Source organism: Nocardioides lacusdianchii, from assembly GCF_020102855.1.
Classification (GTDB): domain Bacteria; phylum Actinomycetota; class Actinomycetes; order Propionibacteriales; family Nocardioidaceae; genus Nocardioides; species Nocardioides lacusdianchii.
The window spans coordinates 367,425-380,172 of record NZ_JADHZD010000001.1; the positions used below are offsets into that span (position 1 = coordinate 367,425).

Consider the following 12,748-nt stretch of genomic DNA (forward strand, 5'->3'; position numbering starts at 1 on the left):
GGGAGGCACAGTAGTGCCTCGCGCCCCCACGCGGGGGCAACATGGCGAACCCGGTGTCAGAGGTTGACGGTGATCTCCGCCGCCTCGCGCAGGTCCTCCACCAGGCCGCCGGCGACCGAGCCGGTCTCCTGCGCCCGGGCCTGCTCGACGATCTGCTCGCGCACCTCGGCGAACGGCGGGATCTGCTGGCCGTCCTGCCCCGACTGAGCCTGCTGCTTCTTCGCGTCGTCGTAGATCGCCCGCAGCTCCTTCTCGGTCGGCTCGAAGGGACCGCTCTCGTCCTCGACGAGCTGCTCGATCAGCACCTGCGTCTCGACCTGGGCCCGCGCGGTCTCCTCGTCCATGCCCTGCTGGGCGATGGCCTCGAGCAGCTCCTCGCCGGTCTGCATCCCGTTCTGCTCGGCGAGCGAGGTGAGCTCGGCGTCGACGTCCTCGTCCGTGACCTCGATCCCGCGGGCCTCGGCCTCCTGCGCGAGCAGCTCGGTGTCGACGAGGTCGTCGAGGGTCGCCTTCTTCAGCGCCTCCTCGTCCGGGGCCTCACCGGTCATCTGCGACTGCGTGGTGGCCTGCTCGAGCTGCGCCTCGTAGATCGGCACGAACTCGTCCTTGGTGACCTCCTCGCCGTTCACCTCGGCGACGACGTCGGGGATCCCGGCGCCGGCCTCGGACTTGGCCGAGTCGCTGGACGTGGCGGCCGGGGCGTCGTCGTCGGCGGACGAGCCGTCGCCGCCCCCGCAGGCCGAGAGGGTCAGCACCGCGGCGACCGCGAGGGCGCCGAGGGACGTACGGGTTCGGTGGGTGCGCATCGTGTGAGTCATCGCGTCCGACGGTACGCACCGAACCTGAGGACGCTCTTCAGGGTCAGTCCGGGAGGGTGTCCGGCACGATCAGCGCGTCGGGGTCCTGGCGCACCGGCAGCTGCGCGAGGGCCGTACGCACGAGGGTGAGGCGCGCGGCGACCGCCACCTTCTGGCGGATGCGGCCGACGCCGCTCTCGCCGAGGGTCTCCTCGACGGCGGTGGCGATCTGGGCGTCGGTGAACGTCGGTCGGGTGCCGGCCGGGACCTCGACGTCGGGCAGGGCGAGCAGCACCGGCAGCACCTGGCTGCCGACGGCCTCGAGCAGGTGGTAGCGATCGATCTTGCTCATCGACTCCCACGCCTCCTTACCCCTGGCGCGCCGTCGCCCCTTCGTGCCGGCGACGACCTTGGCGGCCGCGGTCACGGCGACGGTCAGCTCGTGCTCGGTGAAACGCATGTGATCAGCATGCCGGACCCCGCCACTGGGGGCATCCTGGGTCCCATGCGCCTGCCGGAGCTCCACCCCGCCGACCTGACCGACGCCCAGCGCGACCTGCGGGACCGGATCGTCGGCGGCCCGCGCGGCAGCGGGCCCCAGCACTTCCCGCTCATCACGCCCGACGGCGCCCTCACGGGCCCGTTCGGCGTGATGCTCCACGAGCCCGCACTCGGTGCTCCTCTGCAGGAGCTCGGCAGCGCGCTGCGCTACGCGACGGGCCTGTCCGACCGGGTGCGCGAGATCGCGATCCTGTCGGTGGCCGCGGCCACCGACAGCGCCTTCGAGCAGTGGGCCCACGAGCGCGTCGGCCGGGCCGCCGGGCTCCACGACACGGAGCTGGCGGCCCTGGCCGACGGACGCTTCACCTCCGACGACACGACCGAGCAGGCGGCGTACGACTTCTGCCGGCGCCTGCTGGAGGACACCTCGCACGTCGATGACGTCGCCTACGCGAGGCTGCGCGACACCATCGGCGCCACGACGATCACCGAGCTGGTGGTGCTGGTCGGCTACTACCGCACGCTCGCCCAGCTCCTCGACGTCTTCGACGTCGGGGTGCCGGACGAGCAGCGCTGAGGTCGGCTCAGGCGGCTGTCTCGGCGAGCTCGGCACGCAGGTTGCGCAGGATCCGGGTGAGCACCCGCGAGACCTGCGCCTGCGTGAGCCCGACCGAGTCGGCGATCTCCTGCTGCGTCCGCTCCTCGTAGAACCGCAGGTGCACGATCTCCCGGTCGCGGGCCGACAGGAGGCGTACGACCGGGGCGAGCACGATGCGTGCCTCCGCCTGGACGATGTCCCGGTCCTCGCCGCCCATCAGCTCGCCGAGCGGCGAGCCGCCCTCGCCGACGGGGACGTCGAGCGAGGTCGGGGTGAAGCAGCCGTCGGCGCCCAGCGCCTCGACCACGTCGTCGAGGCTGGCACCCAGGTGGGTGGCGATCTCGGTGGGACGCGGTGAGCGACCGAGCCTGCCACCGAGCTCCTCCTGGGCCGCGGCGATCCTGGCCTGGAGCTCCTGGATGCGTCGGGGCGGGCGGATCGTCCAGCCGGCGTCGCGGAAGTGGCGGCGCAGCTCACCGCGCACGGTGGGCACGGCGTAGGACAGGAAGTCGTGACCGGCGTCGCCGTCGAAGCGGCGGGCAGCCTTGGTCAGTCCGAGGAGGGCGACCTGCTCGAGGTCGTCGAGGTCGATGCCGCGGTTGCGGTAGCGGGCGGCCATCGAGCGTGCCAGCGGGATGTGCTGGGCGATGAGCTCCTCCGGGGTGCGCCGATCGACGGGAGCCGACTCAGCGGCGCGCTCGGCGGTGGAGGAGGTCTGGGCAAGGTAGAGCGGGGCGTTCGACACGGGGACCACGAGAGTTCCTTCCGGTCGTAGAAGATCTCACCGTGGTCTCCAGCAAGTCGTCCTCGTCGACGTTGCCACGGGCCGACGGGGAGCAACAGCCGAAAAGCGAACGCTTTCGTCAGGACGTCGCGCGCTGGAGGGTCTCGCGCGGGTTCTCGTCGAAGACCTCGCGGTAGCTCGAGGCGAAGCGTCCCGGGTTGAAGAAGCCGAGCCGGGCCGCCGCGTCGGTCACGCTGGGGACCGAGCCCTCCCGCAGGGAGCGCCGGACCAGGTCGAGCCGGACCCGGCGGAGGTAGTCCATCGGCGTGCAGTCGAGGTAGCGGCGGAAGGCGTACTGAAGGGTGCGGGGGGAGACCCCGCACGCGCGGGCGAGGTCGTCGAGCTTCAGGTCCTCGTAGGCGCGGACCTCCATGAGGTGCATCGCGTTGCGCACCAGCGAGGGGGTGGCGTCGCGGCTGCCCGACCCGCGGTCGAGGCGGGAGGCCTCGGCCATCACGTTGTTGGGGAAGGTCTGGAGCAGCGTCTGGGCCAGCAGGCGACCGACCTCGTCCTTCTCGGCGCCCGTAGTCGGGATCCGGTGGCTCAGCTGGTCGACGGTGGCTCGCCAGCGCGCCCCCGCGGACGGCGTGCGCGGGACGTAGGAGCTGAAGGTGATCCGGTGCCACGGGTAGTCGGGGACCAGCTCTTCCACCGCGGCCGTCACGGCCTCGGTGGTGAGCGTGGTGGTCCGCACCTCGAAGCCGTGGCTCATGTTGGTGAACGGCATGTCCCACCCGGCGATGAGCACGGAGTCGCCGTCGCGGTTGCGGCTGGTGACCTGCTCGCGGGAGTACTGGGAGTCGCCGCCGATGAGGTCGACGACCACCAGGGCCGGCATGGGGTCGGAGTCGACGGTGAAGGCCGAGTCGATCCGCAGGTGGTCGAACGCGACCGTGCCGTGGTCGACGCGGCTGTGGCGCACCGTGCCGACGCGACCGGAGAGTCGCAGCGACGTGCCGTAGGCCCGGTCGAGCCAGGCGCGGGCGTCGTCGCCGACACCTTCGAAGTCGTAGGTGCCGGACGGAACGCGCTTCGAGATCGAGTGCGGCACCGGCCACCCCCAGAGAGGAGGAGTTGGACGACCCGTGTGCTGGAGCCGTCGACCAGACTAGTCCACCTGCCGCTGCCTGCCCAGTCGGGCGACGAGCGGGAGCGCTGTACAATGGTGACGCTTCATCGTGATCCGCCCTGTGTCCGCGGACTGACGTCATTGAGAGGTGACCTCATGTCTGGGACATCCCTGCCCTCCGACGGCTCCACCCAGCCCGCAGCCGCCCTGCGCGACGAGATCGCGCAGCTCCACGAGGCCGTGCGGTCGCAGCGCGACATCGGCATGGCCGTCGGGCTGGTATCGGCCCGCTTCGGGTGCAGCACCGAGCAGGCGTGGCGCACCATGCTGCGCGTCTCGCAGGACAGCAACACCAAGGTCCGCACCGTCGCGCGGGTGCTCGTGGCGACCCATGACGACACCGCCGATGCCGCGGACGCGGCCATCCTCGACGCCTTCGTGGACCAGCTCCCCGCCTCCGGCTGGCCAACGGGTCCGTGGACGGGGGAAGATCCCGGTCCATGAGCATCGATGCAGCGGCGCTGGCCGAGAGCCTGCGCCGGCTGACCCTCTCGCGTGAGGACAACGGCAGCGTCGTCTCCGCGCTGGAGGCGGTCCTCGACGCGTGCGTGGACCTCTTCGACGTCCGGGGCGCAGGCCTGCTGGTCGCCGACGAGCAGGACATGCTGCGCTACGTCGCCGCCACCGAGGGCCCGGGGCGGATCCTGGAGAAGACCGAGGCCGCGGCGGGCGAGGGCCCGTGCACCGAGGCGTTCGTCAAGGCGCGCGTCGTCACCACGCACGACGTGACCGCCGAGCCCGAGCGCTGGCCCACCCTGGCCCGCGCGATGGCCGCGCAGCCCGTGCGCGCTGTGCTCGGCACGCCGGTGCGTGTCGGCGGCGTGCCGGTCGGGACGCTCGACGTCTACCGCGAGGACGCCCACGAGTGGGACGGGAGCGAGGTGACCGCGCTCGCGCGCTACGCCGAGGTCATCGCCACCACGCTCATGGCCGCCGTGCAGGCCCACACCGCCGGCGAGCTCGCGCGACAGCTCCAGTACGCCCTCGACTACCGCGTCGTGATCGAGCGGGCCGTCGGCTTCCTGATGGCCAAGGAATCGACCGATCCGGTCGAGGCCTTCAACGCGCTGCGCACCGCGGCCCGGACCAGCCGCACCAAGATCGGGGTCGTCGCCGAGCACGTCCTCGAGCACGGCGCCCTCCCCGCCTGAACGGTCGCGTCAGTCCTCGGCGTGCTCGCGGGAGCGCTCGACCGGGATGGTCCTCGTCTCGACGATCTGCGCGGCGACGTCGCGCAGCTTGACGTTGGTCGTCGAGGAGAGCCGACGCAGCAGCTCGAAGCTCTGCTGGGCGTCGATGCCGTAGCGCTCCATCGCGATGCCCTGCGCCATGCCGATCACGTGGCGTGAGCTGACCGCGGTCTCGAGGGTCGCCGCACGGCGGGTGCACGCGAGCGCGGTGGCCGCGTGGGCGGCGTACGCCAGCGCGTGCTCGACAACCTCACGGTCGGAGAACCCACCCGTGTCGGCGCCGTAGGCGGTGAGGGCACCCAGGGTCTCCTCCCCCTCGACGAGCGCGAGGGTGAGGAGCGAGCGCACTCCCACGGCGGACGCGCGGGGCGCCCACCCCTGCCAGCGGACGTCGGACTCGACGTCGCCGACCCGCAGCCAGCCGCCCTGGTCCACGACGTCGATGGCGGGGCCCTCGCCGAGGGCGTACTGGAGGGCGTCGGCCTCGTTGGCGAGGCGGTCGCTGCTGGCCGCGGTGCGCAGTCCGCGTGACTCGCGGACCGCGAGGCTCACGCGCCGAGCCTCGGGCACGACCTCACGCAGTCGGGTGACGATGGCCTGCGAGACGGTGGCCTCGTCGGGCTCCTGGTGCAGCTCGGCGGCCAGCCGCGCGAACACGGGCAGGGAGTCGAGGGAAGACAATGAAGATCCTCGTGTGACGTTCATCTGCGACCCGTGTTCTGGAGTCAGTCAGAAAGTTATCGCCTCGCCCGACCGTCGTTCAACGCGACACCTACCTTGGGATGGAGTTCACGCGCATGGCGCCGCGCCTGCGGGGGTACGGCCTCCGCATGCCGGAGAACCTCGCATGAGCACCACGAGCCGCGCGATTTCCGCGAGCCCGCAGCAGGTCTGGTCGGTCCTCTCCGACGGGTGGCTCTACCCCCTCTTCGTGGTGGGCGCGTCCCGGATGCGCGACGTCGACGAGACGTGGCCCGCGGTGGGGTCCCGCCTGCACCACAGCGTCGGCACGTGGCCACTGCTCATCAATGACACCACCGAGGTGCTCGAGGTCGAGGAGGACCGGCGCATCGTCCTGAAGGCGCGCGGCTGGCCCGCGGGCGAGGCACGCGTCGAGATCTCGCTGCGTCCGACCGCCGACGCCACGGTCGTGACGATCGTGGAGAACGCGACCGCCGGCCCCGGCGCCCTCGTGCCCAAGCCGGTGCAGGACGTCCAGCTCCACCTGCGCAACACCGAGACCCTGCGCCGCCTCGCGTTCGTGGCGGAGGGCCGGGCCCGGTGAGGGTGGCCGCGGCTGCCACGCACGACGCGATCGTCATCGGCGCCGGCCCCAACGGGCTCGTCGCCGCCAACGTGCTCGCCGACGCCGGCTGGCGCGTGCTGGTCCTCGAGGCCCAGGACACCCCGGGCGGAGCGGTCCGCAGCGACCGCGAGGTGCACCCGGACTTCGTCCACGACACCTTCAGCGCCTTCTACCCCCTCGCGCGCGCCTCGCGCGCGATGACCTCGCTGGGTCTCGAGGAGCACGGACTGGTGTGGGACCACGCCCCGGCCGTGCTCGGCCACCCCTTCGGCGACGGGCAGTGGGCCCTGCTGCACCGCGACCGCGAGCGCACCGCCGCCGGGCTCGACGAGCTGCGTGCCGGCGACGGCGAGGCGTGGCTCGAGCTGTGCGCCACCTGGGACCGCATCGGTCCGTCCCTCGTCGACGGCCTCACCTCACCGTTCCCACCCGTCCGTGCCGGCGCGCGGCTGCTGCCCGCCCTGGCGCGGGCCGGCGGCCTCGACGTCGTACGCCGCCTGGCCACGCCGGTCGCGTCCCTGGGGCGCGAGCTCTTCTCCGGGCCGGCGGCGCCCCTGCTTCTCGCCGGCAACGCCGGCCACGCCGACTTCCCGCTGGCCTCCCCGGGGTCCGGCGTCTTCGGGGTGCTGATGACGATGCTCGGGCAGACGGTCGGCTTCCCCGTGCCGCGTGGCGGCGCGCAGTCGCTCACCGACGCCCTCGTCGCCCGCCTGGTCAGTCGCGGCGGCACCCTGGCGACCGGCACCCCCGTCACGCGCGTCGTCGTGCGCGACGGGCGGGTGAGCGGCGTGGTGACGGCCGATGGGGGCTGGTACGCCGCCCCCGCCGTGCTCGCCGACGTGGTGGCCCCGCGGTTGTTCGGCGGCTTGGTGCGGACAGAGGACCTGCCTGCCCGCCTGGTGCGCGGGATGCGCGACTTCGAGCTCGACCCTGGCACCGTGAAGGTGGACTGGGCGCTGACGGGGCCGGTCCCGTGGACCGGACGACCGGACGACGCGCCGGGCACCGTCCACGTGGCCGACTCCGTGGAGGAGATGACCGAGACGCTGGCGCAGGTCGGCTCCGGCGTCGTGCCGGATCGGCCGTTCCTCCTCACCGGCCAGATGACCACCAGCGACCCCAGCCGCTCGCCGGCCGGCACCGAGTCGATGTGGGCCTACACCCACGTGCCGCAACCGGGCATGACCCGCGCCGACGCGGGCGGCGAGATCAGCGGACGGTGGGACCACGACGACCTCGAGCGCTTCGCCGACCGCATGCAGGCGCGCATCGAGGAACGCGCGCCGGGCTTCGGCGACCTGGTCGCCGCACGCCGCGTGCTGGGTCCCCACGAGCTCGAGGCACGCAACGCCAACCTGATCGGTGGCGCGGTCAACGGCGGCACCTCCCAGCTGCACCAGGAGCTGGTCTTCCGGCCCGTGCCCGCCATGCGCGGTCGCGCGACGACCGGGCTGCCGGGGCTCTACCTCGCCTCGGCCTCCGCCCACCCCGGCGGCGGCGTGCATGGAGCGGCCGGGGCCAACGCGGCCCGCGCGGCGATCTGGCACCAGCGCACCCACTCACTGCCCCGACGACGCACGAGACTGGTGGCCCCATGACCGACACGCTGGCCTTCGGCCTGCTCACCATCGCCTTCGACGACCGCGTGCTGCGACCGCGGGAGTGGACCGCGGCGCAGTCCGAGTGGGCAGCGGAGCTGATCCGCACCGCACCTGACGGGCCGGTGCTCGAGCTGTGCGCCGGCGCCGGGCACATCGGCCTGCTCGCCGTCGCGGCGAGCGACCGACGGCTGGTGTGCGTCGACGCGAGCCCCGTCGCGTGCGACTACGCGCGGGCCAACGCGGAGAGCGCCGGCATGTCCGACCGGGTCGAGGTGCGCGAGGCGCGCCTCGAGACCGCGCTCGCCGACGACGAGGTCTTCCCCGTCGTCATCGCCGACCCGCCGTGGGTGCCTCGCTCCGAGACAGGTCAGTTCCCCGAGGACCCGCTGAGCGCCATCGACGGTGGCGACGACGGCCTCGACGTGGCACGCGCGTGCCTGCGCGTGGTCGCCGAGCACCTAGCGCCCGGCGGCTCGGCGGTCCTCCAGCTCGGCACCGTCGCCCAGGCCACCGCACTGGCACACGAGGAGTGCTTCACCGACGGCACCCTCACGATGCCCGAGCTGCGCCAGCACGATCGCGGCGTGCTCGCCCGCATCGACCGGCCCGGCTAGGTCCGGGGCCCTCGCGGGATGACCTTGTGCGTGCCGTCGCACCACGGCAGCCGGCTCGACTTCTCACAGCGGCACAGCGCCACGACCGGGCGCTCGACACGGTGAACAGTGCCGTCGGCGTCCTGCACCGACTCGGCGCCGCGCAGCAGCATCGGTCCGTACGGCACCAGCACGACGTCGGGATGGTCGAAGTCGCGCGCGCTCATCCCGCGACCCCCCACGTGTCCAGCATGACGGTCGCGAAGCGCGCCTCGACGTCGAGGCACGTGAAGGCGCCGAAGAGGATGTCCTCGGCCTGGTCGGGCTCGTCCTCGGCCAGGGTGCCGCAGATGTCGCGGGCCGCGAGGTGCTCGTGGACGGCGTCGGCCTCGACGTGCTCGTCGTAGTAGTCCGCCATCGGTCCGGCGAGGCCGAGCCGGTCGAGCCCCTGCACCATCTTGCGCGACGGCAGCGAGCTGGTCATCTCGAACGCGGCCAGGTGACCCATCGCCGCACCGCGCAGGCGGCGGTGCAGGCCGAAGAGGGACCCGGCGTTGTTCATCTCGAGGTTCTCGGTGAGGGCGTCGTCGACGTAGGCGCCGTACTCGGGCCTCAGGCCGACGGCCTCGAGCCCGCGGGCGAAGAGGTGGGAGTGGAGCCGGTTGGGATCGCCGTCGCCGTACTCGTCGAACTGGAGCGCCATCAGCGCCGCCTTGGCACGCACCGGCAGCCGCGGGACGACGAAGGCCGAGGGGTCGGACTCCTTGAGGTGGTAGACCGAGCGCTGGCGCAGCAGCTCGAGCACCTGGTCGCGGTCGGCGTGGCGGCGGACGTGGTCGGCCAGCGACGGGCCGTCGTCCTCGGCGACGAGCTCCTCGAGCGCCTCGGGTACGCCGCCCGCGCGCGGCGTCGAGTCGCGGCCGGCCTCGGACCACCGCGAGCGCAGGCGCTCCTCGAGCGCCTCCTCCAGGTCGCGGCGCACGCCGAGGAGACCGGGGTCCCACTCCGCGCGCTCGTCGGCGTCCTCGAAGCCGCGGAAGGACAGCTCGTGCAGCGTCCAGAGCGCGATGGACTCGTCGTCCCGGGAGTCCGGCGCTGGAGCCTCGCCGGTGAGGCCCGGCTCCGCGAGGCGGGCGACGAGCCACTCGCTCAGCACGCCCCGAGGCTTGGGGAGCCTCACGGGGTGAACACCACCTTGACCATGCCGTCCTCCTTGTCGCGGAACTTCCGGTAGGCCTCCGGGGCGTCCTCGAGGGGCAGGTGGTGAGTCGCGAAGGACTCGACGCCGAGCACGTCGTCCTCCTGCTCGAGCAGGGCGAGGATGTCGTCGCTCCAGCGGCGCACGTTGGCCTGGCCCATCCGGATCTGCACCTGCTTGTCGAACAGCTGGAACATCGGCAGCGGGTCGGTCGGGGCGCCGTAGACGCCGGAGACGCTGATGGTGCCGCCGCGGCGCACGGCGTCGATGGCACTCATCAGGGCGGCGAGCCGGTCCGACCCGGCGTTGAGCATGAGCTTCTCCTGCACCTTCTTGGGCAGGAAGGCGAGCGCCTTCTGGGCGGTCTCGGCGACGGGTGACCCGTGGGCCTCCATGCCCACCGCGTCGATGACGGCGTCGGCGCCGCGACCGTCGGTCAGCTCGCGCACCCGGTCCCCGATGCCGTCGACCTCGGTGTGGTCGATCGTCTCCGCACCGCGTCCGTGCAGGCGGGCGAGGCGCTCGCGGACCGAGTCCACGGCGATGACGCGCAGGCCGCGGTGCATCGCGATGCGTGCGGCCATGTCGCCGATCGGGCCGGCGCCGACCACCAGGAGGGTGCCGCCGTCCTCGACGTCGGCGTACTCGACCGCCTGCCATGCGGTGGGCAGGACGTCGGAGAGGAAGAGGAACCGGTCGTCGGTGGGGCCGTGCGGGACCTTGATCGGCAGCGCGTCGCCGAACGGGACGCGCAGGAGCTCGGCCTGGCCGCCGGGGACCTGGCCGTAGAGCTTGCTGTAGCCGAAGAGGCTCGCGCCGGTGCCGGTGTCGCGGTTCTGCGTGGTCTCGCACTGGCTGAAGAGGCCGCGATCGCACATCCAGCACGAGCCGCAGCTGATGTTGAACGGCACGACTACGCGGTCGCCGGCCTGGAGCGTCTCCACCGCCGAGCCGACCTCGCGCACGATGCCCATCGGCTCGTGACCGACGACGTCGCCCTCGGTCATGAACGGGGTGAGCGGGTCGTAGAGGTGCAGGTCGGACCCGCACAACCCCGTCGAGGTGATCTCCACGACCACGTCGGTCGGTTCCTCGACCACCGCGTCCGGGACGTCGATGACCTGCATGTCCTGCCTGCCCTGCCACGTGACTGCCTTCATGGACCATCAGTTCCCACGCGCGCGCGGTCCATGCGTCGGACCCGCTCGGTCGGGTGAGGACGGGTGAGGCACTCCGACCCCGACCCCCGAACGGGGGCCGGGGCCGGAGCCTCGCACCTCAGTCGGTCGAGGGGGCGGCCGAGATGGCCTCGAGGAGGCGCCCGGCCTTCTCCTCGGGGAGGTTCTTCGCGATGTCGGCCTGGCTGATCATCCCGACCAGGTCGTGGCCGTCGATGACGGGGAGCCGGCGCACGCCGGCGCGCGCCATCGTGGCGAGCGCCTCCTCGATGTCGTCGTCGGCGCCGATCGTCACGACCTCGTCGCCAGCGTAGTCCGCGACGCGCACCTGCGTGGTGTCCATCCCTTCGGCCACGCAGTTCAGCACGATGTCGCGGTCCGTGATCATGCCCTTGAGGCGGTTGTCCTCGCCGCAGATCGGCAGCGCACCGACCTCCAGGTCGCGCATCTTGCGAGCCGCCTCGGAGACGGTGTCGTCGACGGACGCGCACTCGGCGCCGCCTGTCATCACTTCGCGTGCAGTGGTCATGACGTTCTCACTTCCTGTTGCTGTCGGCGGATGGGAGCAGATCCGGTACCCGACGATCGCCCGACGATTCCTCCGCCCGGTCCGACGGGGTGGGAGACCGGTGCCCCCAGGCGACTGCTGTGGTACGCCTGAGCGGTGAGTCCGCTGCGTCTCGTGATCCGTCTGACGGCCGTCGCCGCCGTCGCCGTGCTGGTCGCGGCGTGCGGCGGCGCCCAGGACCCGGACGTCGCCCGCGTCGCGACCGGCCTGCTGGACGCGGTCGACAGCGGGGACGGCGCGGGCGCCTGCGCCCTGCTTGCCCCGCCCGTCCGCACCGAGCTGGAGGACACCTCCGGCTCCCCCTGCGCCGAGGCGGTGCTGGAGGAGGACGTCGGCGCACCTTCGGACACCACCGAGGTGGAGGTCTTCGACACGATGGCGCGGGCCGTCGTGGGCTCCGAGACCCTCTTCCTGTCGCGCTTCGACGGTCGCTGGCTGGTCGTGGCGGCGGCGTGCGACCCGGTCGCGGGCAAGCCCTACGACTGTGCGGTGGGGATGCCCTGATGCGCGCCATGTTCGTCGCCTACCTCACCGTCATCGCAGTGGGTCTGCTGGTCATGCTCGTCGTCGCACTGAGGCACGTGTGATGCGCACGTTCCTGCGGCACAACGCCCTCAGCCTCGCCTTCGGCCTCCTCTTCCTGGTCAGCCTGGCGGGCCAGTCCGTGGCCGGGTGGCTCCAGCTCAACGACCTGCAGTCGGCCGAGCACTTCGACACGGTGTCGTGGACGGCGTACGTCGCATCGTCGGACTTCGCCGTCGACGTGGCGGAGAACTGGCAGAGCGAGTTCCTCCAGTTCTGGGTGTACCTCATGGCCACCGTCTGGCTCCTGCAGAAGGGCTCGCCGGAGTCGAAGGAGCTCGACAAGGCGGGCCGGGAGTCCGACGAGGACCAGAAGGTCGGTCCGCACGCCCTGCCGGACTCCCCCGCGTGGGCCAGGACCGGTGGCTGGCGCACACGGGTCTACTCCTCGAGCCTGGCGATCGTGATGGGGGCGATCTTCCTGGGGTCGTGGCTGGTCCAGTCGGTGGCGGGGTGGGCGGCCTTCAACGAGCAGCGCCTCCAGCAGCTCCAGGTCCCGCTCGCGTGGTCCGACTACGTCCGCAACGCGGACTTCTGGTCGCGCACGCTCCAGAACTGGCAGAGCGAGTTCCTCGCCGTGGGCACCCTGGCCGTGCTCGCCATCTACCTCCGTCAGCGCGGCTCCTCACAGAGCAAGCCGGTCGGCGAGCCCCATGGAGCGACGGGGATCGAGGGCTGACACGGGCGTCTTGCGGACCGGTGTCGGCAGTGCCAGTCTGGCGT

Annotated in this window: 17 protein-coding genes; 8 read left to right on the forward strand and 9 right to left on the reverse strand. The window is 72.4% G+C overall.

Going from position 1 to position 12,748, the window contains the following annotated elements; translation table 11 throughout:
• Nucleotides 1–56: 56 nt before the first annotated feature.
• Nucleotides 57–806: a SurA N-terminal domain-containing protein gene (locus tag IRX98_RS01835; protein WP_235744549.1), complete on the reverse strand. Its 750-nt coding sequence runs from the start codon at nucleotides 804–806 to the stop codon at nucleotides 57–59.
• A gap of 55 nt (nucleotides 807–861) precedes the next feature.
• Nucleotides 862–1,257, reverse strand: coding sequence for a hypothetical protein (locus IRX98_RS01840; protein WP_224273426.1), 396 nt, complete (start codon nucleotides 1,255–1,257; stop codon nucleotides 862–864).
• Nucleotides 1,258–1,302: 45 nt separating this feature from the next.
• Here IRX98_RS01840 and IRX98_RS01845 point away from each other — a divergent pair, with 45 nt between their 5' ends.
• The gene (locus tag IRX98_RS01845) at nucleotides 1,303–1,875 is read left to right on the forward strand and encodes a carboxymuconolactone decarboxylase family protein (RefSeq protein ID WP_224273428.1); all 573 of its coding nucleotides are present in this window, start codon (nucleotides 1,303–1,305) and stop codon (nucleotides 1,873–1,875) included.
• A 7-nt stretch (nucleotides 1,876–1,882) separates the two neighbouring features.
• Here IRX98_RS01845 and IRX98_RS01850 read toward each other — a convergent pair whose 3' ends face one another.
• Both IRX98_RS01850 and IRX98_RS23280 read right to left on the reverse strand, forming a co-directional pair.
• Nucleotides 1,883–2,650 carry a sigma-70 family RNA polymerase sigma factor gene (locus IRX98_RS01850; protein WP_224273430.1) on the reverse strand — a complete coding sequence of 256 codons (768 nt, stop codon included), beginning with the start codon at nucleotides 2,648–2,650 and terminating at the stop codon, nucleotides 1,883–1,885.
• A gap of 109 nt (nucleotides 2,651–2,759) precedes the next feature.
• Nucleotides 2,760–3,731, reverse strand: coding sequence for a helix-turn-helix transcriptional regulator (locus tag IRX98_RS23280; protein WP_224273432.1), 972 nt, complete (start codon nucleotides 3,729–3,731; stop codon nucleotides 2,760–2,762).
• Nucleotides 3,732–3,905: 174 nt separating this feature from the next.
• Here IRX98_RS23280 and IRX98_RS01860 point away from each other — a divergent pair, with 174 nt between their 5' ends.
• Both IRX98_RS01860 and IRX98_RS01865 read left to right on the forward strand, forming a co-directional pair.
• Nucleotides 3,906–4,253 (forward strand): ANTAR domain-containing protein, encoded by a 348-nt coding sequence (locus tag IRX98_RS01860; protein ID WP_224273434.1) that lies wholly within the window; start codon nucleotides 3,906–3,908, stop codon nucleotides 4,251–4,253.
• The gene (locus IRX98_RS01865) at nucleotides 4,250–4,960 is read left to right on the forward strand and encodes a GAF and ANTAR domain-containing protein (RefSeq protein WP_224273436.1); all 711 of its coding nucleotides are present in this window, start codon (nucleotides 4,250–4,252) and stop codon (nucleotides 4,958–4,960) included. The genes IRX98_RS01860 and IRX98_RS01865 overlap by 4 nt, the downstream gene beginning before the upstream one ends.
• 9 nt (nucleotides 4,961–4,969) lie before the next feature.
• On the opposite strand, the gene IRX98_RS01870 is transcribed toward IRX98_RS01865, so the two are convergent.
• Entirely contained in the window at nucleotides 4,970–5,680 is a 711-nt protein-coding gene (locus IRX98_RS01870; RefSeq protein WP_224273438.1) for a GAF and ANTAR domain-containing protein, read from the reverse strand.
• 166 nt (nucleotides 5,681–5,846) lie between these two features.
• Here IRX98_RS01870 and IRX98_RS01875 point away from each other — a divergent pair, with 166 nt between their 5' ends.
• From IRX98_RS01875 to IRX98_RS01885, 3 genes are read left to right on the forward strand one after another with little or no spacing between them, the layout of a single operon-like run.
• On the forward strand, nucleotides 5,847–6,284 hold the full coding sequence (locus IRX98_RS01875; protein WP_224273440.1) for an SRPBCC family protein: 438 nt from the start codon (nucleotides 5,847–5,849) through the stop codon (nucleotides 6,282–6,284).
• Nucleotides 6,281–7,903, forward strand: coding sequence for a phytoene desaturase family protein (locus IRX98_RS01880; RefSeq protein WP_224273441.1), 1,623 nt, complete (start codon nucleotides 6,281–6,283; stop codon nucleotides 7,901–7,903). The genes IRX98_RS01875 and IRX98_RS01880 overlap by 4 nt, the downstream gene beginning before the upstream one ends.
• A complete protein-coding gene (locus tag IRX98_RS01885; RefSeq protein WP_224273442.1) occupies nucleotides 7,900–8,520 on the forward strand; it encodes a methyltransferase domain-containing protein in 621 nt (206 codons plus the stop codon). Before IRX98_RS01880 ends, IRX98_RS01885 begins: the two co-directional genes overlap by 4 nt.
• Here the strand turns inward: IRX98_RS01885 and IRX98_RS01890 are convergent.
• The 4 genes from IRX98_RS01890 to IRX98_RS01905 all read right to left on the reverse strand — a co-directional run bounded on the left by IRX98_RS01890 (nucleotide 8,517) and on the right by IRX98_RS01905 (nucleotide 11,404).
• Entirely contained in the window at nucleotides 8,517–8,726 is a 210-nt protein-coding gene (locus tag IRX98_RS01890) for a CDGSH iron-sulfur domain-containing protein (RefSeq protein WP_224273443.1), read from the reverse strand. The two genes, IRX98_RS01885 and IRX98_RS01890, sit on opposite strands and share 4 nt — an antisense overlap.
• Entirely contained in the window at nucleotides 8,723–9,655 is a 933-nt protein-coding gene (locus tag IRX98_RS01895) for an iron-containing redox enzyme family protein (protein WP_224273444.1), read from the reverse strand. Before IRX98_RS01895 ends, IRX98_RS01890 begins: the two co-directional genes overlap by 4 nt.
• A gap of 20 nt (nucleotides 9,656–9,675) precedes the next feature.
• Complete coding sequence (locus tag IRX98_RS01900; RefSeq protein ID WP_224273445.1) at nucleotides 9,676–10,857, reverse strand: zinc-dependent alcohol dehydrogenase; 1,182 nt, start codon at nucleotides 10,855–10,857, stop codon at nucleotides 9,676–9,678.
• 118 nt (nucleotides 10,858–10,975) lie between these two features.
• Nucleotides 10,976–11,404: a CBS domain-containing protein gene (locus IRX98_RS01905; protein ID WP_224273446.1), complete on the reverse strand. Its 429-nt coding sequence runs from the start codon at nucleotides 11,402–11,404 to the stop codon at nucleotides 10,976–10,978.
• A 135-nt stretch (nucleotides 11,405–11,539) separates the two neighbouring features.
• Here IRX98_RS01905 and IRX98_RS01910 point away from each other — a divergent pair, with 135 nt between their 5' ends.
• On the forward strand, nucleotides 11,540–11,947 hold the full coding sequence (locus IRX98_RS01910) for a hypothetical protein (protein WP_224273447.1): 408 nt from the start codon (nucleotides 11,540–11,542) through the stop codon (nucleotides 11,945–11,947).
• Between the two features lie 82 nt (nucleotides 11,948–12,029).
• Nucleotides 12,030–12,704 carry a DUF6766 family protein gene (locus IRX98_RS01915; RefSeq protein WP_224273448.1) on the forward strand — a complete coding sequence of 225 codons (675 nt, stop codon included), beginning with the start codon at nucleotides 12,030–12,032 and terminating at the stop codon, nucleotides 12,702–12,704.
• The last annotated feature ends 44 nt before the right edge of the window (nucleotides 12,705–12,748 follow it).

Bases quoted from the DNA above. Each gene is read 5' to 3' on its own strand.
- IRX98_RS01835 (WP_235744549.1), bottom strand. From the start codon at position 806: ATGCGCACCCACCGAACCCGTACGTCCCTCGGCGCCCTCGCGGTCGCC.
- IRX98_RS01840 (WP_224273426.1), bottom strand. From the start codon at position 1,257: ATGCGTTTCACCGAGCACGAGCTGACCGTCGCCGTGACCGCGGCCGCC.
- IRX98_RS01845 (WP_224273428.1), top strand. From the start codon at position 1,303: ATGCGCCTGCCGGAGCTCCACCCCGCCGACCTGACCGACGCCCAGCGC.
- IRX98_RS01860 (WP_224273434.1), top strand. From the start codon at position 3,906: ATGTCTGGGACATCCCTGCCCTCCGACGGCTCCACCCAGCCCGCAGCC.
- IRX98_RS01865 (WP_224273436.1), top strand. From the start codon at position 4,250: ATGAGCATCGATGCAGCGGCGCTGGCCGAGAGCCTGCGCCGGCTGACC.
- IRX98_RS01875 (WP_224273440.1), top strand. From the start codon at position 5,847: ATGAGCACCACGAGCCGCGCGATTTCCGCGAGCCCGCAGCAGGTCTGG.
- IRX98_RS01885 (WP_224273442.1), top strand. From the start codon at position 7,900: ATGACCGACACGCTGGCCTTCGGCCTGCTCACCATCGCCTTCGACGAC.
- IRX98_RS01890 (WP_224273443.1), bottom strand. From the start codon at position 8,726: ATGAGCGCGCGCGACTTCGACCATCCCGACGTCGTGCTGGTGCCGTAC.
- IRX98_RS01900 (WP_224273445.1), bottom strand. From the start codon at position 10,857: ATGAAGGCAGTCACGTGGCAGGGCAGGCAGGACATGCAGGTCATCGAC.
- IRX98_RS01905 (WP_224273446.1), bottom strand. From the start codon at position 11,404: ATGACCACTGCACGCGAAGTGATGACAGGCGGCGCCGAGTGCGCGTCC.
- IRX98_RS01915 (WP_224273448.1), top strand. From the start codon at position 12,030: ATGCGCACGTTCCTGCGGCACAACGCCCTCAGCCTCGCCTTCGGCCTC.